Annotated in this window: 22 protein-coding genes, 1 pseudogene and 1 riboswitch; of the genes and pseudogenes, 8 read left to right on the top strand and 15 right to left on the bottom strand. The window is 73.7% G+C overall.

Features of this window, described 5'->3' with window-relative positions; all coding sequences use genetic code 11:
* Positions 1–72 precede the first annotated feature (72 nt).
* Positions 73–708 carry an isochorismatase family protein gene (locus HNP84_RS20565; protein ID WP_185051382.1) on the top strand — a complete coding sequence of 212 codons (636 nt, stop codon included), beginning with the start codon at positions 73–75 and terminating at the stop codon, positions 706–708.
* A gap of 55 nt (positions 709–763) precedes the next feature.
* Here the strand turns inward: HNP84_RS20565 and HNP84_RS20560 are convergent, their stop codons facing one another.
* Both HNP84_RS20560 and HNP84_RS20555 read right to left on the bottom strand, forming a co-directional pair.
* Positions 764–1,462 carry a phosphoribosyltransferase gene (locus HNP84_RS20560; RefSeq protein ID WP_312925328.1) on the bottom strand — a complete coding sequence of 233 codons (699 nt, stop codon included), beginning with the start codon at positions 1,460–1,462 and terminating at the stop codon, positions 764–766.
* A 153-nt stretch (positions 1,463–1,615) separates the two neighbouring features.
* The gene (locus HNP84_RS20555) at positions 1,616–2,176 is read right to left on the bottom strand and encodes a DUF4291 domain-containing protein (RefSeq protein WP_185051381.1); all 561 of its coding nucleotides are present in this window, start codon (positions 2,174–2,176) and stop codon (positions 1,616–1,618) included.
* Between the two features lie 261 nt (positions 2,177–2,437).
* Positions 2,438–2,582, top strand: a riboswitch (cyclic di-AMP (ydaO/yuaA leader).
* Between the two features lie 12 nt (positions 2,583–2,594).
* Between HNP84_RS20555 and HNP84_RS20550 the strand changes: the two genes are divergently transcribed.
* The 4 genes from HNP84_RS20550 to HNP84_RS20535 all read left to right on the top strand — a co-directional run bounded on the left by HNP84_RS20550 (position 2,595) and on the right by HNP84_RS20535 (position 5,515).
* Positions 2,595–3,572 carry a D-alanyl-D-alanine carboxypeptidase family protein gene (locus tag HNP84_RS20550; protein ID WP_185051380.1) on the top strand — a complete coding sequence of 326 codons (978 nt, stop codon included), beginning with the start codon at positions 2,595–2,597 and terminating at the stop codon, positions 3,570–3,572.
* 107 nt (positions 3,573–3,679) lie between these two features.
* Complete coding sequence (locus tag HNP84_RS20545) at positions 3,680–4,630, top strand: SPFH domain-containing protein (protein WP_185051379.1); 951 nt, start codon at positions 3,680–3,682, stop codon at positions 4,628–4,630.
* A 5-nt stretch (positions 4,631–4,635) separates the two neighbouring features.
* On the top strand, positions 4,636–4,896 hold the full coding sequence (locus tag HNP84_RS20540; protein WP_185051378.1) for a type II toxin-antitoxin system antitoxin: 261 nt from the start codon (positions 4,636–4,638) through the stop codon (positions 4,894–4,896).
* Entirely contained in the window at positions 4,871–5,515 is a 645-nt protein-coding gene (locus tag HNP84_RS20535) for a GOLPH3/VPS74 family protein (RefSeq protein ID WP_221336502.1), read from the top strand. Before HNP84_RS20540 ends, HNP84_RS20535 begins: the two co-directional genes overlap by 26 nt.
* Positions 5,516–5,590: 75 nt before the next feature.
* On the opposite strand, the gene HNP84_RS20530 is transcribed toward HNP84_RS20535, so the two are convergent.
* The 5 genes from HNP84_RS20530 to HNP84_RS20510 form a co-directional block, all read right to left on the bottom strand.
* Positions 5,591–6,397 carry an IclR family transcriptional regulator gene (locus HNP84_RS20530; RefSeq protein ID WP_185051377.1) on the bottom strand — a complete coding sequence of 269 codons (807 nt, stop codon included), beginning with the start codon at positions 6,395–6,397 and terminating at the stop codon, positions 5,591–5,593.
* A 24-nt stretch (positions 6,398–6,421) separates the two neighbouring features.
* Complete coding sequence (locus HNP84_RS20525; RefSeq protein WP_312925324.1) at positions 6,422–7,384, bottom strand: PDR/VanB family oxidoreductase; 963 nt, start codon at positions 7,382–7,384, stop codon at positions 6,422–6,424.
* On the bottom strand, positions 7,381–7,572 hold the full coding sequence (locus HNP84_RS20520; RefSeq protein ID WP_185051376.1) for a hypothetical protein: 192 nt from the start codon (positions 7,570–7,572) through the stop codon (positions 7,381–7,383). The genes HNP84_RS20525 and HNP84_RS20520 overlap by 4 nt, the downstream gene beginning before the upstream one ends.
* Positions 7,569–8,642 (bottom strand): Rieske 2Fe-2S domain-containing protein, encoded by a 1,074-nt coding sequence (locus HNP84_RS20515; RefSeq protein WP_185051375.1) that lies wholly within the window; start codon positions 8,640–8,642, stop codon positions 7,569–7,571. The genes HNP84_RS20520 and HNP84_RS20515 overlap by 4 nt, the downstream gene beginning before the upstream one ends.
* A gap of 242 nt (positions 8,643–8,884) precedes the next feature.
* Positions 8,885–9,121 (bottom strand): hypothetical protein, encoded by a 237-nt coding sequence (locus HNP84_RS20510; RefSeq protein ID WP_185051563.1) that lies wholly within the window; start codon positions 9,119–9,121, stop codon positions 8,885–8,887.
* Between HNP84_RS20510 and HNP84_RS20505 the strand changes: the two genes are divergently transcribed.
* Positions 9,102–10,229, top strand: a complete 1,128-nt coding sequence (locus HNP84_RS20505; RefSeq protein WP_246518400.1) for an SGNH/GDSL hydrolase family protein — start codon at positions 9,102–9,104, stop codon at positions 10,227–10,229. The two genes, HNP84_RS20510 and HNP84_RS20505, sit on opposite strands and share 20 nt — an antisense overlap.
* 923 nt (positions 10,230–11,152) lie before the next feature.
* Here the strand turns inward: HNP84_RS20505 and HNP84_RS20500 are convergent.
* From HNP84_RS20500 to HNP84_RS56715, 3 genes and pseudogenes are all read right to left on the bottom strand, one after another.
* On the bottom strand, positions 11,153–11,512 hold the full coding sequence (locus tag HNP84_RS20500; protein ID WP_185051374.1) for a hypothetical protein: 360 nt from the start codon (positions 11,510–11,512) through the stop codon (positions 11,153–11,155).
* A gap of 31 nt (positions 11,513–11,543) precedes the next feature.
* Positions 11,544–12,383, bottom strand: coding sequence for an FAD-dependent monooxygenase (locus HNP84_RS53200; RefSeq protein WP_246518399.1), 840 nt, complete (start codon positions 12,381–12,383; stop codon positions 11,544–11,546).
* Between the two features lie 212 nt (positions 12,384–12,595).
* Positions 12,596–12,670 (bottom strand): annotated as a pseudogene (locus tag HNP84_RS56715) (hypothetical protein); the annotation flags it as partial.
* 96 nt (positions 12,671–12,766) lie between these two features.
* Here HNP84_RS56715 and HNP84_RS20490 point away from each other — a divergent pair.
* Both HNP84_RS20490 and HNP84_RS20485 read left to right on the top strand, forming a co-directional pair.
* Positions 12,767–13,405, top strand: a complete 639-nt coding sequence (locus HNP84_RS20490; RefSeq protein WP_185051373.1) for a TetR family transcriptional regulator — start codon at positions 12,767–12,769, stop codon at positions 13,403–13,405.
* A gap of 139 nt (positions 13,406–13,544) precedes the next feature.
* Positions 13,545–17,111: a WD40 repeat domain-containing serine/threonine protein kinase gene (locus tag HNP84_RS20485; protein ID WP_185051372.1), complete on the top strand. Its 3,567-nt coding sequence runs from the start codon at positions 13,545–13,547 to the stop codon at positions 17,109–17,111.
* 20 nt (positions 17,112–17,131) lie between these two features.
* Here the strand turns inward: HNP84_RS20485 and HNP84_RS20480 are convergent, their stop codons facing one another.
* From HNP84_RS20480 to HNP84_RS20460, 5 genes are all read right to left on the bottom strand, one after another.
* Positions 17,132–17,983, bottom strand: a complete 852-nt coding sequence (locus tag HNP84_RS20480) for a DUF72 domain-containing protein (RefSeq protein ID WP_185051371.1) — start codon at positions 17,981–17,983, stop codon at positions 17,132–17,134.
* 49 nt (positions 17,984–18,032) lie between these two features.
* Complete coding sequence (locus HNP84_RS20475; RefSeq protein WP_185051370.1) at positions 18,033–18,851, bottom strand: carbohydrate ABC transporter permease; 819 nt, start codon at positions 18,849–18,851, stop codon at positions 18,033–18,035.
* Complete coding sequence (locus HNP84_RS20470; protein WP_185051369.1) at positions 18,844–19,800, bottom strand: carbohydrate ABC transporter permease; 957 nt, start codon at positions 19,798–19,800, stop codon at positions 18,844–18,846. The genes HNP84_RS20475 and HNP84_RS20470 overlap by 8 nt, the downstream gene beginning before the upstream one ends.
* A 1-nt stretch (position 19,801) precedes the next feature.
* On the bottom strand, positions 19,802–21,052 hold the full coding sequence (locus tag HNP84_RS20465) for an ABC transporter substrate-binding protein (RefSeq protein ID WP_185051368.1): 1,251 nt from the start codon (positions 21,050–21,052) through the stop codon (positions 19,802–19,804).
* A 92-nt stretch (positions 21,053–21,144) separates the two neighbouring features.
* Positions 21,145–22,311 carry an ROK family transcriptional regulator gene (locus HNP84_RS20460; RefSeq protein WP_185051367.1) on the bottom strand — a complete coding sequence of 389 codons (1,167 nt, stop codon included), beginning with the start codon at positions 22,309–22,311 and terminating at the stop codon, positions 21,145–21,147.
* Positions 22,312–22,328: the final 17 nt, after the last annotated feature.

Raw genomic sequence — 22,328 nt, 5'->3', positions numbered from 1 at the left:
TAAGTGTCCATCTGGTCATTAAGAGTGCTATCGTCTTAGTAACCAAATGGTCATTAGTGACATGGAGGCATCATGTCCCTGGAGCCCCTGACCCCGGCCAACACCACGATCGTGCTGGTGGATCACGCCGTCGGGTTCGCCAACGTCCTGCGCTCCCATGACACGGCCGCGCACATCAACAACGTCGTCGGCCTGGCCAAGACGGCCGTGCTGTACCAGAGCGGACTGGTGGTGACCAACGGGTTGCCCAGCAAGCCCTCCGGCCCGCTGTACCCGCAGCTCCTGGAGGTGATCGGGGATCACCCGGTCATCGAGCGCGGCGGCAACTTCAACGGCTTCCTCGACGAGGGGTTCGCGGAGGCCGTGCGGCGGACCGGGCGCAGGAAGCTCGCCATCGCGGGGGTGTCCACCGAGGGCTGCGTCCTGCAGACCGTCCTCGGCGCGCTGCGCGAGGGCTACGAGGTGTACCTGGTGGTGGACGCCTCGGCCAGCGTCACCGCCGAGACGCACGCCGTCGCGGTGCAGCGCATGGTCCAGGCGGGCGCCGTCCCCGTCACCTGGTTCTCCCTGGCCGGGGAGTTCCAGGTGGACCACCGGTACCCGACCGCGCCGCACTACCAGCGGCTGATGCGCGAGCACGTCGCCACCATGGGCATGGGCGTCCAGTCCTACCTGGCCGCCCTCGACCAGGCCAAGGCCGCCGTCTGACCGCCGCCGGTGTTCCCGGCCGCCGCCCCCGCGGGCCGTGCCGTACGCCGTCGTGTCAGCCGGTGTGCGCGGGGTGGGGGCCGTCGCGGTGGCGGGCGGGCGGGGACGCCGCACGGGTCAGCAGCGTGGTGACCTCGTCGTCGGTGGTCTGGGCGAAGTCGGAGTACCAGGAGCCGATGCTGAACAGGTCGCGCGGCGCGCGCAGGCAGATCACCTCGTTGGCCGACCTGCGCAGGACGGCGATGGCCTCCGGCGCGCCCACGGGCACCGCGGCGATCACCCGGGCGGCGCCGCGGGCCTGGGCGACCTGGCAGGCGGCCCGCATGGTGCCGCCGGTGGCGACGCCGTCGTCCACGACGATCGCGGTACGGCCCTCCAGCGGCGCGGCGGGCCGGCCGCCGCGGTAGCGGGCCGCGCGGCGTTCCAGCTCGGCCCGCTCGCGCCGCTCCACCGCGGCCATTTCGGCCTCGGTCAGCCCGGCGTGCTCGACGACGTCGGTGTTCAGCACCCGTACGCCCTCCTCGCCGATGGCGCCGAAGCCGAGCTCCGGATGGAACGGCACGCCGAGCTTGCGCACCACGATGACGTCCAGTCGCGCGTTCAGGGCCGCGGCCACCTCGAAGGCCACGACCACGCCGCCGCGTGGCAGCCCCAGCACGATGGGGTCGCCGTCCTTCACGTGCCCGTGCAGGCGCTCGCCCAGGCGGACGCCCGCGTCACGGCGATCGACGAACACGTGCCTCACCTCCCCCACGGATCACTCCCCCGGGCCCGGCGCTCACGACGGGGCCGAGCCGAGGGCCCCCGGATCCTCCCTTCCAGGATGCTGCGGCCGGGGCCGGTCAGGAAGGGGCCGAAAGTCAGTCGATCGCGGTCCGGGCCCGGACGACCCGGGCCTACGCGCCGGTCAATCCGCCACGGTCGCGCCGATCCGCTGCGCCAGATCCGGCGGCAGCGGGTACGGGCGCTCCTGCGGCACCCGGTCGCGGAGCCCTTCGGTGATGTCGGTGATGGAGACGGTCCAGTCCTCCGCGTAGCGGCGGATGGCCTCGCCCGACAGGCCGACCTGGATGGAGCGGTGCGGCAGCGGGTTCAGCTCGCGGTCGCGTTCGGGGTCCCACTGGATGCGGACGGGGCTCTCGCGCAGCAGCGCCCGCCAGGACTCGTGGTCGGCGTGGTGCTCGCGGTCGTAGTGGCTCAGGCAGGCGTGCGCGAGCGCCCACTCCCAGCCCTCGCGGGTGATCTCGACGGCGAGGACGTGGCTCTGGCCGGGCTTGGCGGCCCAGCCGCAGCGGTACATCATCCACAGGAAGGACGGCTTGATCCAGGTCATCCGGTCGAGCTTGAACGGGGGCACGAAGCGCTGCGCGGCGACGGCGGGCCTGGCAATGGCGGAGCTGTACGCCTGGTAGACGGTGATCGTCTCGTCGGTGTAGGCGGCGCGGATCTGCCGGAACGGCACGTTCATGGCGATCACCATGCACGAGCGCCGCCGGCCGGGGCAACGCGATTTCCGGCTCGGCGGGATGCGTGTGACGGGTGGGGCGTGCGGCCCTGACACGACCAGCCTGTCCAACTTCTCCTGACTTGTGATGTTAAATCATCTTTTACGCTAATTGCACTATTTGTCGGTTTTCGATTACCGTGCAGGCTACGGCACGCATGCGACCCACGCCCGCTGCCGTATGTCATCGCCCGGACCGCACGTCCCGGCCGCCCCCGGCCGGAGCGCGTGCGGCCGCCGAATCCGCGCCTCGCGGAGCCGGGGACCCACCCATGGGGGTGAATCGGCGCGCCCGCCAGCGGCGGCGCCCGTAGGGCACTTTCCAGCCCGAACCCGTCAGCTAACCCGGTAGGCGGCATGGAAGCAAGGAGCCGACATCCGCATGCCCCTGCAATCCCCTGACTCTCCCCGCAAGAACCGTCTTCGTTCCGCCCTCGCCGGCCTGGCGGTCGCGAGCGCCGTCGTGACCGGCGGCGCCACCGCGGCACAGGCGGCCGTGGCCGTGCCCACCGCCCCTGGCGTGCCCGCCGCCCCTGCCGGGACCGAGGTGCCCGCCGTGCCCGCCGTCCCCGCCGCGCCGGCCGCGAGCGTCGCGGACGACAACGCGCCCGCGGTGCTCGGGCGGGCGGCGTACCTGCTGGACGTCTCCACCGGTAAGGTGCGCTTCGCCAAGCAGGCCGACGTGCGCATGCCCGTGGCCAGCCTGACCAAGCTGATGACGGCCTACACCGCGCTCGCGCAGGCCAAGCCGGGCGACATGGTCACGGTCACGGCCGAGGACGTGCGGTACGCCTCCCGCGGCGGCGCCGCGGTGGCGAACCTGCGGGCCGGCGACCGCTTCACCGTCGAGGAGATGCTGTACGCCCTGCTGCTCCCCTCCGGCGCGGACGCCGCGCACGCGCTGGCCCGCACGTACGGCCCCGGCGTCGAGGGCTTCGTCGGCGAGATGAACGCCACCGCGCGCAGGCTCGGCATGCGCGACACCCTGTACGTCAACGCCGACGGCATGCCGTACGGGGGCGGAGGATACTCCACCGCGCGCGACCAGACGCTGCTCACCGAGGCGGTGCTGCGCAACCCGACGCTGCGGAAGGTCACCTCCACCCGGTACCGCTCGCTGCCGGCGACGGACGAGCACCGCGCGTACACCTGGCGGAACACCAACCGGCTGCTCGGCACGGCGGGCGCGATCGGGGCCAAGACCGGCTTCACCCGCGCCGCCGGCTACACCCTGGCCTTCGCCGCCGAGGTGAACGGCCACCGGCTGGTCGGCGTCCTGCTCGGCGAGACCAGCTCCAGCCGCCGATTCGACACCGCGGCGGCGCTCCTCGACTGGGCGGCCACCCACCCGGCGAGGTGACCGCAGGGGAGTAGTTCCGCTACCGCCGTCGCCCGCCCCTGGCCCCGTGCGCCAAAAAGTGATATCACTTTGCTAGCAAGGTGAAGGCACGAGGAAAGGGGCAGGCGATGGCCGACGCGACCGGCGGGATCGCCATCGAGGGGACCGCCGTGGAGATGCCGGCGCCGACCACGCGCGAACGGCAGGTGCGGGCGACAAGCGGGTTCATGATGCTGGGGGTGTCAACGGTGCTCGTCCTGGCGGGGATCGCGCTGTTCGTCGTGTCCATCGCCACGCTCGCCTCCGGCGCCGGGCAGGGCGGCGTGTGGCTGATGGTGGTGTCCTTCCTGATGATCATCGCGGGCGTGGTGCTGGCCTGCGGCCTCACCGCGGTGGCGCCCGGCGAGGCGCGGGTGGTGCAGTTGCTCGGCCGCTACGTCGGCACGCTGCGCACGCCCGGCCTGCAGTGGGTCAACCCGATCACGGTACGGCGGCGGGTGTCCACCAGGATCCGCAACCACGAGACCGACGTGACCAAGGTCAACGACGCCGACGGCAACCCGATCCAGATCGCGACCGTCGTGGTCTGGCAGGTGCAGGACACCGCGCAGGCCGTCTTCGAGGTGGACGACTTCGTGGAGTTCGTCGCCATCCAGGCCGAGACGGCCGTACGGCACATCGCGGGCCTGTACCCCTACGACTCCCACGGCGAGCCGCGGCTGTCGCTGCGGGACAACGCCGAGGAGATCAACGAGAAGCTGTCGGCGGAGATCTCCGCCCGCGTGGCCTCGGCCGGGGTGAAGGTCATCGAGTCCCGCATCATCCACCTGGCGTACGCGCCCGAGATCGCCCACGCCATGCTGCGCCGCCAGCAGGCGGGCGCGGTGGTCGCGGCACGGCAGCGGATCGTCGAGGGCGCGGTCGGCATGGTGGAGATGGCGCTGGACAGGCTCGCCGAGCACGACGTGGTCGAGCTGGACGAGGAGCGCAAGGCCGCCATGGTGAGCAACCTGCTCGTGGTGCTGGTCGGCGACCGCGACACCCAGCCCGTGGTCAACACGGGCACTCTCTACCAGTAACCGCCGTGGAGCGGAAGAAGATCCTTCTGCGGCTTGACCCGGTGGTGCACGACGCGCTGGCCCGGTGGGCCTCCGACGAGCTGCGCAGCACGAACTCCCAGATCGAGTTCCTGCTGCGGCGGGCCCTGGCCGAAGCCGGGCGGCTACCCGGCGGCGTGGGCCGGATGCGCCCGCGCGGACGGCCGAGGAAGACCTCTCAGGACACCCCGGACCCGAGTCCGGACGAGGAGGAGAAAGCCGATGGAGACGCTGATGAAGCAGGGTGAGTCGCTGCCGGGCTCGGCCTTCCTGCTCGCCTTCGACCTGCGCAGGGAGCGGCCGGGCAACCGCGGCGAGCTGGGCTACCTCCTGCGCGCTGCGGCCCTGGCCGAGCTGCTGGCCGGCGGCAACCTGGCGGACGAGTCGGGCAAGGCCCGCGCCGTGACCGCCCCCGCCGACCCGACGCCGCTCCAGGCGGCCGTCTGGGAGCAGATCGCGAACTCCCGGCCCCGCTCGTGGCGGCGCTGGGTCGGCAAGGACCACTCGCGGGCCTTCCACCTGGTGTGCGACGAACTGCAGGCCGCCCATCTGGTCCGCGTGGAGCGGCGCAAGGTCCTGCTGTTCCCGGTCACCCGGATCACCCCGAGCCGTCCGTACCTCTCGCGCCGGCTCGCCGAGCGCGTCGCCCGCGCCGTACGCGACGGCCGGCCCGCCGACCGCGTGGAGCAGGACGTCCGCATCCTGGCCGCGCTGGCCGGCGCGGCCAAGCTGAAGACGGTCCTGCCGGGCCGCGAGTGGCGCCGGCACAAGGCCAGGCTCGCGGAGCTCACCGCCCCGATCGAGCCGGTCGCCACGGCCCTGCGCAAGACCCTGGACGCCGCGAGGTCGGCCGCGGCCGCCGGCTGACCCGCCCAGGCCGGCCCGGCCCCGATCGCCCCGGTCCCGATCGCCCCGCGTCGATCGGTCCCGCGCCGGCCCCGGTCAGGGCCGGGCGGTCAGGGCGCGGGAGATGGCGCGGGCGCTGGTGCGTACCAGCGGGGCGAGGGCGCTCGGGGTGACGCTGCCGTGGTGCACGACGAGCGAGACCGCGGCCACGACGTCGCCGTCGGCGTCGTGGATCGGGGCGGCGACCGACAGGGCGTCCATGGTGACCTGGCGGTCGCTGACGGCGTAGCCGCGGGCGCGGGTGCCGGCCAGGGCGGCGCGCAGCTCGTGCGGGGTGGTCAGGGTGCGCTCGGTGTAGCGGGTGACGGGGCCCGCCAGGACCTGCTCCTGCACCTCGGCGGGCGCGTACGCGAGCAGGACCAGGCCGACGCCGGTGGCGGTGAGCGCGAAGCGGCCCCCGACCCGGGTGAGCACCGGCACCGCCTTGCTGCCCGCGATGCGCTCGACGAACACCACCTCGGTGCCCTCGCGCACCGCGAGCTGCACGTTCTCCCGGGTCACCTGGGACAGGTCCTCCAGGAACGGCAGCGCCGCCTCGCGCAGGCCGAGGCCGCGCGGCGCGAGCGAGCCGATCTCCCACAGCCGCAGGCCGATGTGGTAGCAGCCCGAGGGGTCGCGTTCCAGCGCGCCCCAGGCCACCAGCTCCGCCGCCAGCCGGTGCACGGTCGAGACCGGCAGGCCGGAGTGCCGGGACATCTCGCTGAGGGTGAGCGAGCGCCGATCGGGGGTGAACGCGGCCAGGATCTGCAGCGCACGGGCCACCACGGGCCCGGTGCGCTCAGCCCGCTCACCGCGTCCGGCGGGGCGGTCGGCGCGTCCGGTGGGAAGCGAGGTCACGGGCATCGGGGCTCCTGCGGTCGCGGGGTGTCACAGGTCGAGGACCAGCCTGGGGCATGCGGCGCGGGAGACGCAGACGAACATGGTGTCGTGCGCCGCCCGCTCCTCGGGAGTGAGCAGCGAGTCGCGGTGGTCCACCGTGCCGGCGAGCACCGCGGTCTCGCAGGTCCCGCAGGTCCCCTCACGGCACGAGGATAGGACCGGCACGCCGGCGTCCTCCACGACCTCCAGGATCGAGCGGTCCGGCGGCACGGTGAGGGTCACACCGGTGGCGGCCAGCTCGACCTCGAACGACTCCGCCGCGACCGGCCCGCCGGGGTCCGCGGGCGTGAACCGCTCCACGTGCAGAATGCCGGTGGGACGGCCCTCGCAGCGCTTCGCGACGGCATCCAGCAGCGGGGCGGGGCCGCAGCAGTAGACGAGCGTGTCCGGCGGCTCCCCGGCCAGGAGGGCGTCCAGGTCCAGCAGGCCGTGCTCGTCCTGAGGGCGCAGGACCACGCGGTCGCCGTACGCGGCGCGCAGCTCGGCGGCGAAGGCCATCGAGGCCGCGGTGCGCCCGCCGTAGACCAGCCTCCAGTGCGAGCCCCCGGCGTCGGCGGCCCGGACCATCGGCAGGATCGGCGTGATGCCGATCCCCCCGGCGATGAACAGGTGGCGGGGAGCGGGGTGCAGCGGGAAGTTGTTGCGCGGCCCCCGGGCCAGGACCGTCGTGCCCGGGTGCAGCTCGTCGTGCACGTACGCCGAGCCGCCCCGGCCGTCCGGCTCGCGCAGGACGGCGATCCGCCAGGTCGTGCCGTCGGCGGGGTCGCCGCACAGCGAGTACTGGCGGACGAGGCCGCCGGCGAGGACCAGGTCGATGTGCGCGCCCGGCGTCCAGGCGGGCAGCCCGGCCCCGGCCGGATCGCGCAGGTCGAGCGCCACGACCCCGTCGGCGGCCCGCCACCGGTCGTGCACGACCAGCTTGCGCTCGTCCGCGAGCCCGGCCCGCGTCACGGCGCGGCCCCCGCGCCCGACGGCGCCGCCACCAGGACGGGCGGGGGCGCGGCGTCGTGCCCGTCGGGGTGGCCGAGCAGCCACTCCCAGATCTCGGCCGGGCCCTCGGCGACATGCTCGGCGCCGCAGTGGCAGATGCCGCGCAGCAGGTCGCCGCCGGGCACCCAGACCACGCGCAGCGTCCTCATGACCGCGGCGCCGGGACGGCCGTGCCGGACGGGGCGGTGGCCTGTCCCGCCATCCTGGCCAGCAGGCGCCGGGCCGCGAGCCCGCCGGTGTCGATGTTGATCGACAGCTCCTGGTAGCCGGGCGGCTCGGTCGCGATCACCCGCTCCAGGACGTCCAGCGCGGCCACGTCCTGGAGCACCACGGTGCGGTTCTGCTCGGCCAGGAAGTCCGACACGCCCTGGTCGTCGAGGGCGAAGTCACGGGCCACGGCCCAGAAGTCGTGCGTGGAGTGCTCGGTCTCCGGGGTGATGGCGTAGACGACCTCGACGTGGAAGGCGTCCGGGTCGCTGCCGTCGGGGTTCGGCAGCACCCCGAGCGGGGCGATGCGCGAGTGCAGCTTGTACAGGCACGGCGGGGTGTACTCGATGTCCTGCCAGCGCATGATCCGCCCGGTCAGCCCGGTGGACTTGGCGTAGAACGGCGGGCACTCGGCGTCGTCCATGTGCCGGCTGACGTAGACGATCCCGGCCTCCTCGTCCACCTCGGTGGTGATCGGGGTGGCGGCGACCTCGGGGGTGCCGATGTAGCCGCCGTGCAGGTACGTCTCGTGCGACAGGTCCAGCAGGTTGTCCACCAGCAGCCCGAAGCGGGCCCGCAGCGGCTCCATGCCCGAGACCGTGGTGTAGTCCGGGGAGACCAGCCACGGCGCCCGCGGGATGCGCGCGGCGTCGGCCTTGGCCGGGTCGCCGATCCACACCCACACGAAGGAGTCCTGCTCCACCACCGGGTACCGCTTCAGCCGAGCGGTGCGCGGCACCCGGGTCTGGCCGGGCACGGCGACGCAGACGCCGTCGGCGCCGTAGGTGAAGCCGTGGTAGCCGCACACCACCTGGTCCTCCACCAGGCGGCTCGGCGCCTGCGAGAGCGGGAAGCGGCGGTGCACGCACCGGTCGGACATGGCGGTGACCTCGCCGGCGCGGGTGCGCCAGAACAGGATCGACTCACCGCAGATGGTGCGGCTGAACAGGTCATGGCCGATCTCGCGCCCGTACGCGGCGACGTACCACTGATCGCGGGGAATGGACGACACAGGCGGCTCCTTCGTGGCCCGGGGGAACGGCACGATGGTGACCCCGGTCACACCCTCGGCGGAACCGCGTTTCCCGGATGCCGGAAAACGAATCTCCGGGCCGCGCGGCGGAGGCCCTCGCCCCTCCGGGGGCCGGCCGGTCTCGGCGGCCCGCTCCTTGACGCCCCGCCCTGACCTCCCTACCGTCGCGGCTGCCAACCGGGAGGGTGGATTCCCGGCGTGCGAATTCCCGGCTTTTCCCATCACCGAGAGGACGTGATCCGATTGGGCAAATTGTCGTCGATATTAAACGTGATCGCGGCGGGAACGCTCGCCGTGACCGCGGTCGCGTCGAGTCCCGCGTTCGACGCGAAATCGGTCGCGAATACGGCCGCGCGCGCCGAATCCGCCGGCGTCGCGACGAACGGCCACTGGGTGAACACCTGGGTGTCGATGCCGCAGCTCACCGAGCCCCACAACATGCCGCCGGCGCCGTTCACCCAGGAGAACCTGGTGCTCGCCGACGCCACACTGCGCCAGACGGTGCACGTCTCGGTCGGCGGGCGGCAGATGCGGCTGCGGTTCTCCAACGCCTTCGGCGGGGCGGCGCTGCCCATCACGGCCGTCTCGGTGGCGCTGCCGGCCGGCGGCAAGGCCGGGGTCGGCGCCATCCAGCCGGGGAGCGCCCGCCCGGTGACCTTCCACGGCGGGCGGCCCTCCACGGTCGTGCCCGTCGGCGCCCAGGTCGTCTCCGACCCGCTGCCCTTCGACCTGGCCCCGCGGTCGAACCTGTCGGTCTCGGTCTACCTGGCGCAGGGGCAGGCGTCCAACTCGATCACCTCCCACCCCGGCTCCAGGACCACCTCGCACATCAAGGCCGGCAACCATGTCGCCGCCCAGGACCTGACCGGCTCCACCCCCACCGACCACTGGTACTTCCTCAGCGGCGTCGAGGTGACGGCCAAGCCGGCGACCTCCGCGGTGGCGATCGTGGGCGACTCGCTCACCGACGGGCGCGGCTCGACCACCAACATGAACGACCGCTGGCCGGACCGGCTGCTGGAACGCCTGCACACCTCCCCCGCCACCGCCGGCGTCGCGGTGCTGAACCAGGCGGCGGGCGGCAACAGGGTGCTCAACGACGGCCTCGGCCCCAACCTCCTGGCCCGGCTGGACCGGGACGTGCTCGCGCAGAGCGGCGTCGAATGGCTGATCGTCTTCGAGGGGATCAACGACATCGGCACCGCCGAGGCCACCCCCGAGGCCCAGCGGCAGATCGCGCAGGACCTCATCGCCGCCTACGACCAGATCATCGTCCGGGCCCACGCGCACGGCATCCGCGTCTACGGCGCGACACTGCTCCCCTTCGGCGGGAACACCTCCTACGACGACCCGGCCGGCTTGCGTGAATCGGCCCGCCGAACGGTCAACGAATGGATCCGCACCAGCCGCCGCTTCGACGCGGTCATCGATTTCGACCGCGTGGTACGCGACCCGGAGAATCCCCGAAATCTACGCCCGGAACTCGAAGTGGGCGACCATCTGCATTTGAACCCCGACGGCTACAAGGCCCTCGCCGACGCCGTTCCCACATGGCTGTTCCGCTGACATGACACAGGCGGCCGACCGTGAAACCAACGGGCTTGCGTTCATCCCCGAACCATGCCCCCGGCGGCCGGCCGCCCTCCCCGACCGCGGCCGTGCCCGGCGGAGGTAGGGGGTGGCATAACGGTTGGGCGCGGACACCAGGTGGCGGACGACCCCTACCTCCCCAACCCGGGCCAACGCCACCGCACCGCGCCCGGCCTACCCACGGGGACACGGCCGGAACACGGCGGCCACGCCAAGACAGCCGGTGCGTGAGCGGCCGGGAAGGGGTGTGCCCGTTCCGGAGGAGGAGACGGCGACGGCGGGAGGACAGCGCGTTCCCGCACGTTCCGGCATCCGCCTCATCCCGCCCAGAGACCCACCCCTCGCCCCACCCACTCCCTCTCACCACCCGAGAAGCAGCGGGTGTCACCCCCTCCCACCACGGATACACGCCACGCCTCCGGCGACGGGCGGGTGTGCGATCCGTAGGGGCGGATGTACACCCTCCGACCACGAACACGGGGCCACGCCTCCGACTGCCTGCGGCGAGGGGCGGGCGTGCGAACCGCGGGGGGCGGGTGCGCCCCCTCCGATCACGGGCACGGGGCCACACCTCCGACTGCCTGCGGCGAGAGGCGAGTGTGCGATCCCCGGGGGCGTGTCCACCTTCGGGAGAAGGCGCGGGGAGGCTCGCGGGGTTCAGCACTCGCCCCCATCCCGCCTGGAGACCCACCCGTCGCCCGGCCACTCCCTCTCACCACCCGAGAGGCACCTGGTGCCGCGCCCTCCCACCACCGGTATGCGGGCATGCCTCCGGCTACCAGCGGCAACGGGCCAGTGTGCGAACCGTTTGGGCACTCGCCCATCCCGCCTCGGGAAAGATCCACCGTTGCCTGACTCCCCGCGTGGGAGCCGGCACCCGGAGGGCGAAGGGCGGGCTCTTATGACTGGATGAGTCGTTCGGCGTGGTGGGACTCGTCGTCGTGTACGCGGGCGGGGTGGGCGTGGAGGAGGCGCCAGCGGGTGACCAGGCCGTCCGGGCCCTCCAGGGTGGAGTGTGCGAGTGCCGTCTCTATGCGGCGCCGGACCTCGGGCTCCATGGCCGGGTCGGCGGCGAAGAGGACGTGCAGGGACAGTTCGTGGCCGTTGTGGTCGGCGCTGGTGTGGTGGGGGGCGATGGGGCACGGCGGCTCGTGGTCCCAGTGGCCGCACAGGGCCGCGGTGATGGCGGCGCCGGGTGCTCTCGGGTCGCCGTGGGGTTCGAGGGCGACCACGGCGTCGTGGGCGAATGCCTTGCGCATGACCCATTCTCGCACGGCCCGCTCAGGCAGGTCACGAGGTCCGTGGTGCCGGCAGTCGTCCCGGGTCGTAGTCGTACAGCCAGCCGGTGGCCTTCTCGTAGAAGCGGTTGAAGAAGAACGGCATCATGATCTCGCGGAGGCGGGCGGTCACGGGTCCCGCGGTCTTGGCGTCCCGGTTGGCGGCGGCCGTCTTGGCCAGTTTGCCGGTGCGGTGGTGGCGCAGACGGTCGAAGGCGGCCAGGGCCGTGGGGACGTCCGCGGCGGTGGCCAGTTCGCGGGCGAGGGCGACGGCGTCCTCGATGGCCATCGAGGCGCCCTGTCCGGCGCCGACCGGATGGGCCGCGTCGCCGACGAGCACCGTACGGCCGTCGTGGCGGCGGGTCACCGGGGGCAGCACGTGCAGCAGGGTGGCGGCGGTCACGGCCGAGGAGGCGCCGAGCACGGCGAGCGGGGTCTTCTCGGCGGCGAACAGCTCGCTCAGCTCGGCCGGGCCGAGGGCGGACGGGTCGGGCGGCGGCTCGGCGGCGGCGACCTGCGCCGACCACCAGACGGCGCCGCCGGGCGCGGGCAGGTAGATGAAGGCCCTGCGGCGGGCGAAGACCATGTTGAAGCCCTGCGGCCGGTCGCCGGGCAGGCGCACGGGCCCGTCGGTGGTGCCGGAGACCGAGTACAGGCCCGCGTAGCGGGGCTCGGGAGCCGTGGGGTCGAGCGCCCGGCGGGTGGCCGACCAGATGCCGTCCGCGCCGACGACCAGGTCGGCGCCGGACGTGCGCTCGTCCAGTGAGCCACCGGAGAGCCGTGTGCCCACAACGATCCGGGCGCCGGCCCGCACCGCCTCCTCCCGGAGCGCCGTGACCAGGTCGGCGCGCATCGCAGCGGGTCGCCGGCTCGCCGCCCGCGCGGCACGTCGCCCAGCGGCCGGTCCCTGCCGGACCACATGCGCTGCCGCTCCACCGGGAAGCCCGCCCGCTGGACCGCGTGCAGGCACCCGAGGGCGTCCAGGGCGCGCAGTCCGTTGACGGACAGGCTGACGAACGACCCGACCGGGCCTGCCGGGTCCTGGTACGCCTCGTAGACCGTGACCCGCGCGCCGACCCGTGCCAGCGCTATGGCGCTCGCCGATCCGGCGACCCCGCCTCCGACCACCACTGCCCGCATGCCACATCCTCCTGAATCCAGATTCACCGAATCCATATTCGGCGAAATCGGGTTCAGTATGCTGATGCGGCGATGACGGCGTCAAGGAGAGGTCCTGTGGGAGTACGCAAGGCCAGGGCGGCGGAGACCGAGGCGGCGCTGAAGGAGGCCGCCCGGCGGCAGTTCGCGGAGCGCGGCTACCTGAACACGAAGATCACCGACATCACGGCCGCGGCCGGCCGGGCCACCGGCTCCTTCTACGACCACTTCGCGAGCAAGGAGGACCTGCTCCGCGCCCTGCTGGCCGACATGCACGGCGCGGCGCACGACCGGCTGGCGAGCGAGCCCGGCGGCGCCGGCGCACAGGGGGATCATCCGCCGCACGAGCTGACCGACCGCGACCAGCTCCGCGAGCACCTCGCGGTGGCCTGGCGGCTGATGCGCGACAACCGTGCCGTCATGGTCGCGCTGTTCGAGTCGGCGATGGCCGCGGGTCCCGGCGCGGGCGAGATGTGGCGCCGCCTGATCGAGGACACCCGGGTGTTCCGCGAGCATCTGGAGCACCTGCGGGAGGCGGGGCACCCGCTGCCGGGAGACCCGGAACTGGTCGCGGCGGCGATGGGCGGGATGTTGTCGATGCTCTCCTACGCGCTGCTCGACGACGGCTCGGGGTCCGGCCGCTCCGACGAGGAGGTGATCGACACGCTCACCCGGCTCCTGCTGCACGGCCTCGCCGGTCCCGGAGGCTCCGCCTGACCATCGCGCCAGGCCGCTCTCCAGGGACACGCCGGAGTTGTTTGCATACACAACGGCCGGGCGTCCTCGCCCGTGGCGAGGAGCCGGGCGGATCATCGCATTCGCGGCGGCTCGATCGGCCGCAGCCACTATGGTGCCCGTGATCGTCGAAGGGGCCGGTGGGCTGGAGGGTGCGATGGCGGCGGGCGATCCCGAGCGGCTGGGCGGGTACTGGGTGGCGCGGCGGCTCGGGGAGGGCGGCCAGGGCGTGGTGTACGAGGCGTACGACGACGCCGGCGCCCGGGTGGCGGTCAAGGTGCTGCGCCGCGGGGCGCGGGGGCGCGACTTCGCCCGGGAGGTGGCGGCGGCCCAGCGGGTGGCGTCGTTCTGCACGGCGCGGCTGATCGCGGCCGACGGCTCGGGGCCGGAGCCGTACCTGGTGAGCGAGTACGTCGAGGGGCCGAGCCTGCGCCGGGCGGTCGCGGAGGGCGGGCTGTTCGGCGGCGACCGGCTGCACGGGCTGGCGATCGGCGTCATGACGGCCCTGGTGGCGATCCACGAGGCGGGCGTGGTGCACCGGGACCTGAAGCCGGACAACGTGCTGCTCAGCCCGGACGGCCCGAGGGTGATCGACTTCGGGATCGCCAGGACCGAGGACATGTCGCTGTCGGCGGCGAGCCTGGTGCAGGGCACGCCGCCGTACATGGCGCCGGAGGTGCTGCGCGGCGAGCGGGCGGGGCCGCCCGCGGACGTGTTCGCCTGGGCCGCGGTGATGCTGTTCGCGGCGACCGGGCGCAGCCCGTTCGAGGGCCCCACGATGGCCGCGGTCATGCATCGGGTGCTGACGCTGGAGCCCGACGTCGGCGTGCTGCCGGCGTCGCTGCGCGAGGCGGTGGGACGGGCGCTGGCCAAGCGGGCACAGGACCGCCCGCCGGCGCGGGACCTGCTGCTGGGGCTGCTGAGCGTGCGCGGCGGCGGCCGGGACGACGGGGGCCTGCTGGACCGGGGCCTGAGCGCGGCGGCCGAGGTCCGGCCCTCGGTGGTGGTCACCTCTCCCCCGCTGGGCGCGGTGGCCGAGCGCGTGTACGACTCGCTCTCCCCCGCCGAGCGGGCGGTGGTGCCCGACATCCTGCTGCGGCTGATCCAGACGACCGAGGGCGGCGGGGACATGCCGCGCACGGCCGACCCCGACGAGGTGGGCGGCGGGCGGCCCGGCCACGAGGCGGTGCTGTCGGCGCTGCTCGCGGCGGGGCTGGTGGTGCGGGAGGAGGCGGGGGTGCGGCTGGCGAGTGCCGCGCTGCCCCGGGCCTGGCCGCGCCTGCGCGAGTGGCTGGACGCCGAGCGGCCGGGGCTGGCGATCCACCGGCGGCTGGGCGAGGCCGCACGGCTGTGGGAGCTGCACGATCGGCGGCCCGGCGACCTGTACCAGGGCAGCGCGCTGGAGATCGCGCGCACGTGGGCGACCGAGGGCCGGCGCGTCGTGACCCTGAACCCGCTGGAGGAGCGCTTCCTGACCGAGGGCGTCACGATGGCGGCGCGGCGGGTGCGGCGGCGGCGCCAGGTGACCGCGGCGCTGGTGGCGCTGTCGGTGGTGGCGGCGGGTGCGGGCGTCTACGCCGAGGCGCGGCGGCGGGAGGCCGTGGCCGAGCGGGCGGCGGTGGCGGCGCACCTGGACCGGGCCGTGGCGCGGTCGCTGGCGGTGCGGGCCGAGGGCATGCGGGTGAGCGACCCGCGTACGGCGATGCTGCTGAACGTGGCGGCCTGGCGGATCGGGCCGCAGGAGCCGGAGACGCGGGCGGGGCTGCGCGGCGCGGCGGCGCATCCGGCCCGCGACGTGTTCACCCCGCCGGGCGCCGGCCCGGCCACCGTGTACGCGCTGAGCACCACCGGCACGCTGCTCGCCGGGGTGCGCGACGGCGTGGCGACGGTGTGGGACGTGGCCTCGGGCCGGCAGGCCGCCCGGATCGAGGGCGTGAGCGCCGGGGCGCGGCAGGCCGCGCTGAACCACGACGGCTCGCTGCTCGCCGTACGGGACGAGCGCTCGGTACGGCTGTGGGACGTGCGCTCGGGACGGCCGGACGGCGCGGGGTTCGGCGGCGGCTTCTCGTTCCTGGCGCCCGGCTCCATGCGCTTCAGCCCGGACGGCCGCTTCCTGCACCTGCCGTCCGGGACCGGCGACGCCGTCGAGCCGGCCTGGATCGACCTGCGCACCCGGCGGCCGGTGCGCGCGCCCGGCGGCGGCCTGGTGGAGGTCCTGGGCCCCGGCGGCCGGTACGGCGTGACGGGCCTGGCCTCCGAGGGCGCGACGCCGGTGCGGCTGTGGGACCTGAGCGCGGACCGGCGGCGGGCGCTGGAGTGGCTGTCGGACGAGCTGGGCGTGGGCGGCGCGCTGTTCAGCGCCGACGGCCGCACCTTCGCCACCGTACGCGACGGCGGGGTGCGCTTCTGGGACCTCGGGACCGGCGAGAGCCGCGACTGGTGGGTCGGCGACGGGGCGGCGGGCGAGGGCCAGGCGGCGCTGTCGCCCGACGGGGCGCTGCTGGTCGTGGACAACGGCGCGGAGATCACGACGTACCGGACGCGCGACGGCGCCCGGCTCTCGCGGCTGCCCTTCGCGACCTCGGGGGTGGAGCCGCCGGCGGTGTTCGCCGCCGACGGCAGGACGCTGCGGGTCCTGGGCCCCGGCGGCACGGTGCTGACCCTGCGCCCGGCCGAGCCGGGCGGCGCCCGCGACGGCGATCACCTGGCGGTCGCGGTGGGCGGCGAGGTGGCCGCGGTGGTCAAGGGCGGCGTGCTGGAGGTGCGGCGGGCGGCCACCGGGGAGCGGCTGCGGTCGCTGAAGGTGCTGGCCCACGGCGAGGACGGGGCGTGCTTGTGCCAGGTCGCGGTCAGCCCCGACGGCGCGCTGATCGCCGTGGGCGGGTTCCTCGCCCTGCCCGGCACCCGCCCCGGCACGCCCTCGGTGGCGGTGCTGGACTCCGGCTCGCTCGCGGTGCGCGCGGCGTTCCCGCTCAGGCAGCGGCTTGAGGGGGTCGCGGAGCTGGAGTTCAGCCCCGACGCGACCCTGCTGGCGGTGGCCCCCGCCCAGGCGGGCGACGTGGACGTGGGCGGCGAGGCGCCGATGGAGCTGTGGCGCTGGCGCGAGCGCAGGGGCACGGAGCTGCGCGGGGTGAACGCCGGCGAGCAGGTGGCATTCAGCCCCGACGGCCGCCTGCTGATCGCCGGCGACGGCGTGGTCGCGGAGCTCCCGTCGGGCCGCGTCGTCCGCCGCCTGCCCACGGCGGCCGGCCAGAGCCCGGCCTTCGCTCCCCGCGGCGGCCTGCTCGCGATGGCGGGCCCGGCGGGCGTCACGCTGTGGGACACCCGTACCTGGCGTCCGTCGGGAGTGCGGCTGGATGACCGCTATCCCTCGGCCCCGGCCTTCTCCCCCGACGGGCGCTCGCTCGCCGCCTCCACCCCGGCGGGCGTCCGCCTCTGGGACGTCGCGACGGGGCGGGCCATCGGCGCGTTCACGCCCGGGGAGGAGGCGGCCGACCTGGCCTTCGCCCCCTCCGGCGCCCTGTTGTACGCCGCCGGGCCGTACGGCGAGGTGCGAGCGGAGGAGGTCGATCCCGTACGCGTGGCGCGGCGGGTCTGCGCCCTGGCGGGCCGGGAGCTGTCGCGCGAGGAGTGGCGCCGCCACATCCCCGAGCTGCCCTACCGCCGGGTGTGCGGCCATGCCCGATAGTGCGCGAGCGCGGTCGGAACTCAGAACAGGGTGAGCGGCTCGGACGGCATCGGCTCGGGCAGCGGCTCGACCTCGGGCACCAGGGCGCGGACCTCGTCGTGGAACCGGCGGGCGAGGGCCAGGGCCTCGGCGTTGTCGGGGGTGTGGATGAACACCGTGGGCGAGCGGCCCTCGCGCAGCCAGCCGGCGACCTTGCCCACCCAGGGCCGCCACCCCTCCACCGTGCGGGCGGTGTCGTCGCGGCCCAGGTAGCGCACGATCGGGCGGTCGGTGAGCGCGGGGGCGCGGCGGGGCAGGCGCGGCTTCCTGGTCCACGCCTCGCGCTCGGCGTCGCTGGTGGGCGGGCTGCGGAACAGGACGGCGGTGTCGAAGGTGATCCACTCCGCGCCCGCGCCGCCGAGCACCCGCTCCAGCAGCCGCTCCGAGCGGCCCTCGTCGAAGAAGGCGGGGTGCCGGACCTCGACGGCGTACCGGTAGGAGCCGGGCAGCCGGCGCAGGAAGGACGCCAGCGCGCCCAGGTCGGACGGCGCGAACGAGCCCGGAAGCTGCACCCACAGCGCGTGCGCCCGCGGCCCGAGCGGCTCGATCGCGTCCAGGAACGCGCGCAGCTCCTCCTCGCCGCCGGTCAGCCGCCGCTCGTGGGTGATCGTCTTGGGCAGCTTGACCACGAACCGGAAGCCGGGATCGGTCTGGCGGGCCCATGACTCCACGGTGCTCCTGGCCGGGGTCGCGTAGAAGGTCGTGTTCCCCTCCACGGCGTCGCACCAGGTCGCGTACGCGCGCAGTCGCTCCGCCGGCGCGAGCGGATGGGGCAGGAAGCGCCCCTGCCACGGCGCGTGCGTCCACATCGCGCATCCCACATGAAGCCGCATGCCCCGACGCTACCGGAGCCCGGCGCGGCCCGATCCCGGAGGCACCGGCTCAGCCCTTGATGCCGGAGTGGGCGATGCCCTGGATGAACTGCCGCTGGAGCAGGACGAAGACCGCGATGACCGGCAGCGAGGCGAGCAGCGAGCCGGCCATGAGCACCGGGTAGTCGGTCTGGAACTGGCCCTGGAGGGAGGCGAGGCCGGCGGCGAGGGTGAGCCGTTCGGGGTCGGTGTTGGCCACGAGCGGCCAGAACAGGTCGTTCCACGACCACAGCAGCACCAGCACCGCGAGCGCGACCAGGCCGGGCCGGGCCAGCGGGAGCATGACCGACCAGTAGATGCGCAGCGGGCCCGCGCCGTCGAGCCGGGCGGCCTCCTCCAGCTCGCGGGGCAGGCCGAGGAAGAACTGGCGCAGCAGGAACACCCCGAACGCGCTGAACAGGCCGGGGACGATGAGCGCCTGGAGGGTGTTCAGCCAGCCCAGCGAGGACATGATCTGGTACTGCGGGATGATGAACAACTGCGGCGGCACCATCAGCACCGACAGGAACAGCCCGAAGATCAGGTTGCGGCCGGGGAAGCGGAGCCGGGCGAAGGCGTAGGCGGCCATGGAGCACAGCAGCACCTGCCCGGCGGTGCGGGCCGCGGCCACGAGCACGGTGTTGAGGAACTGGTCGGCGAAGGGCAGCAGCTCGAAGATCCGGCCGTAGTTCTCCCAGCGGCCCTCGGGGAGCAGCGAGGGCGGCACGGCGGTGGCGCTGCTGAGCGTCTTCAGCGAGGTGATGAACTGCCAGGCGAAGGGGGTGACCATCGCCAGCGAGGCGGCGATCAGGACCGCGTGCACCCCGACGCGCGGGCGTGGCCTACGCATAGTGCACCCACCTCCGTTGCAGCCGGAACTGCGCCGCGGTCAGGGCGACGATCAGCACGAGCAGCATCATCGCGATGGCGGCGGCGTACCCGCGGTCGTTGGTGACGAAGGCGCGGTCGTAGAAGAGCTGCACCACCGTCTGCATCCGGGGGTAGGCCGGGTTGGCACGCGCGGCGCCGCCCGCGCCGGCCATGACGTAGACCAGGTCGAACAGTTGCAGCGAGCCGATCACCGAGACGACCGAGACGAAGAACGCGGTGGGCGACAGCAGCGGGACCGTGATCCGGAAGAACTGGCGGACCGGGCCGGCGCCGTCGATCGCGGCGGCCTCGTAGTACTCGGCGGGGATCGCCTGCATCCCGGCCAGAAAGATGATCATGTTGTAGCCGAGGCTGCTCCACACGCCCACCACGACCAGCGCGTACAGGGCGGTGGCCGGGTCGGCGATCCAGTTCGGGCCGTCGATGCCCACCAGCGACAGCAGGTGGTTGATCAGGCCGTAGTCGCCGTTGTAGAGCCAGCGCCACACCATGGCCACGGCCACCGGCATGGTGACCACCGGCAGGAAGAACAGCGTGCGGTACACGCCCACGCCGCGCAGCCCCTTGCGGTTGAGCAGGGCGGCGAACACGATCGCCAGCGGGATGCCGGCCAGGCCGAGCGCGGTGTAGGTCAGCGTGTTGACCAGCGCCCGGCCGACCTCGGGGTCGGCGAGCAGGCGGGCGTAGTTCTCGGCGCCGGTCCAGGTGTGGCCGCCGAACACGCCCCACTCCGTCATGGAGAAGTACGCGGTCTGCAGGACCGGCCACAGGTAGAACACGGCCAGGCCGAGACCGGTGGGGGCGATGAAGGCGAACCCCCACAGGGCCTCGGCGACCCGTCCGCGCCGGGCGGCCCTCCGGGCGGGCGCCGTGTGGGCGGCGCCCGCCCTGGTGGTGGTGATGGTCATCTCATTCCTTGGCGAGCAGCTCGTCCATCGCCTTGGCCAGGTCGGCGGCGGCCTGTTCGACGGGCTGCTCGCCGGCCCACGCCTTGGTGAGGTAGGTCAGCTCGGCCTCGTTCCAGGCGGCGGTGTTCTTGGAGACCGGGTACGGCTGGGCGTACGCCACGCTGTCGAGGAAGGTCTGCAGCTTGAACTCGGGGTGCGCGCTCACCCAGGCGCTCTGGGTGCCGGTGTAGGCGGGGATCGGGCCCTTCTTGCCCAGGATCTCCGCGGCCTGCCTGGACCCGAGGAACTTCACGAACTCCCACGCCTCGGCGGGGTGCTCGGTCTTGGCCGACATGACGTTGGCGACGCCGTGGATGATGGTGGCCTGCTTCTCGCCCCGGGGCAGCGGGGCCACGTCCACCTTGTCCTTGGTGTAGGAGTTGGCGGAGAACTCCGCGACGTTCCAGGAGCCGCCCCAGTACATCGCGAGCTTGCCCGCCTCGAACATCGCCAGCGGGACGGTGTCGGTCATGGTCTTCAGGTCGGGCGACTGCTTCTTGTCGATCAGGTCGGTCCAGAAGCGCAGGCCCTCGATGGTCTTGGGGTCGGCGTAGCCGGACTTCCTGCCGTCGGGGGAGATCACGTAGCCGCCGGCCTGGGCGATGGTGTTGTACTGGTACTCCTGGAAGCTGGTGAGCTGCGCCCCCACGGCGTAGACGCCCTTGCCGGGGTCGGTCAGCTTGGCCGCGGCCTCGCGGAAGTCGGCCCAGGTCCAGTCGTCGGCCGGATACTTCACCTTCGCGGCGTCGAACAGCTCCTTGTTGTACCAGACGCCGACGGTGTCCATGTCCTTGGGCAGGCCGTACAGCTTGCCCTCGTAGGTGTACAGGTCCACCAGGGGCTTGGGGTAGACGGAGGTGTCCACCTGCTCCTCGATCGGGCGGATCACCCCGTTGGAGGCGTAGAGCTGGAAGTTGGGGCCGTTCATCCAGAAGACGTCGGGGATCTCACCGCCCGTGACCGCCGCCTTGAGCTTGGTCCAGTAGTCGGTCCACGGGGTGAGCTGGACGTTGACGGCGATATTCGGGTGAGTCTTGGTGAACTCCGCGGCCAGCTCCTCCATCACGGGCTTCTGGTTGTTGTCCCACACCGCGTACGACAGCGTGACCCTCTCCTGGCTCCCCGCCGCGGTGGTGGCCGGCTCGTTCCCGCCTGAACAGGCGGAAACGGCCAGCACCACCCCCAGCAGGGCCGCACTCGAACGCAACCGCATGGACCTTCCTCCCGGTGGACGGGGCGCGCCGGGCGCCGTCCCAGTCGAATGGGATTAATAATGGAGTCCATAGAAATTAAGTCAAGACTCGATTAGGTCACGGGGCGTTGACCGGCGGCGAAGCGGTCCGGTGAGGTCAGCTCGGCGCCGCCGTGCAGCACGCCTTCGACGTGGTCCAGCGCCAGGCGCACCGCGCCGAGGACCACGCCCTCGTCGCCGAAGGCCGAGACCCTGACCTCGGGGGTGCGGATGCACCAGCGGTCCAGCTCGCGGCGCAGCGGCTCGGCGATGAGGTCGGCCGAGCGGGAGAACCCGCCGCCGAGCACGACCAGCTCCGGGTCCAGCGTCAGCACCAGCGCCGAGGCGCCGAGGGCGATGTCGCGCACGTAGCGGCGCACGATGCCCGCGGCCTTCCTGTCGCCGCCGCGGGCGGCCAGGAAGATGTCCTCCACCGCGCCGGGGCCGGTGGCCGGCCAGGACTTCAGGTGCTCCTGGGCCCGGATCCAGCCGGCCGCGGGCAGGGCGCCGATCTCGCCGGCCGCGTTGCCGAAGCCACGGTGCAGCCTGCCGTCGATGATCAGCCCGGCGCCGGTGCGCAGCCCGGCCAGCAGGTAGACGACGTTGCGGGCGTAGCGGGCCACGCCGCGCCAGCACTCGGCCAGCGCCGCCACCTTGGCGTCGTTCTCCACCCGTACGGGGCCGTTGACCAGCCGCCCGACGTGCCCGGCCACGTCCACGCCGGTCCACTCGGGCAGCGCCTCCGACAACATCACCCGGCCGGCGCCGTCGACCAGGCCGGTGGTCGCCACCCCGGAGGCCCACACCTCGGCGGGGGTCACGCCGGCCCCGCGCAGCGCCTCGGCGACGGCCTCGTCCACCGCGGCCAGCCGCTCCTTGCGCCCCATCTCGGGGGTCACCGCGACCTCGGCGCCGTGCAGCACCTCGCCGTCCAGGTCGGCGACCCTGGCCCGGATCTTGTGCCCGCCGATGTCCACGCCGAGCACCCGGCCCGCCTCGGCGCGGAAGCGGTAGCGGCGCGCGGGGCGGCCCACCGAGCCGGCGGTGGCGCCCGCCTCGGCCACCCACCCCAGCTCCATCAGCTCGCGCACCACGTCCTCGGCCGACGCGCGCGACAGCTTCGTGCGCCGGGCCAGCTCGGTCAGCGTGAGCGCCTCCTCCTCGCGCAGCGCGCGGATCACGGCGAGCGCGTTGAGCTGGCGGAGCCGCGACAGGTCGCCCCCGGTGAGTTCTGCGGTCACCACACCCCCTCTTGAGG

The sequence above is a fragment of the Thermocatellispora tengchongensis genome, from assembly GCF_014202315.1.
Lineage (GTDB): Bacteria > Actinomycetota > Actinomycetes > Streptosporangiales > Streptosporangiaceae > Thermocatellispora > Thermocatellispora tengchongensis.
Note: the sequence above shows the minus strand (reverse complement) of the source record. Positions and strands in the feature narration are given on the sequence as shown.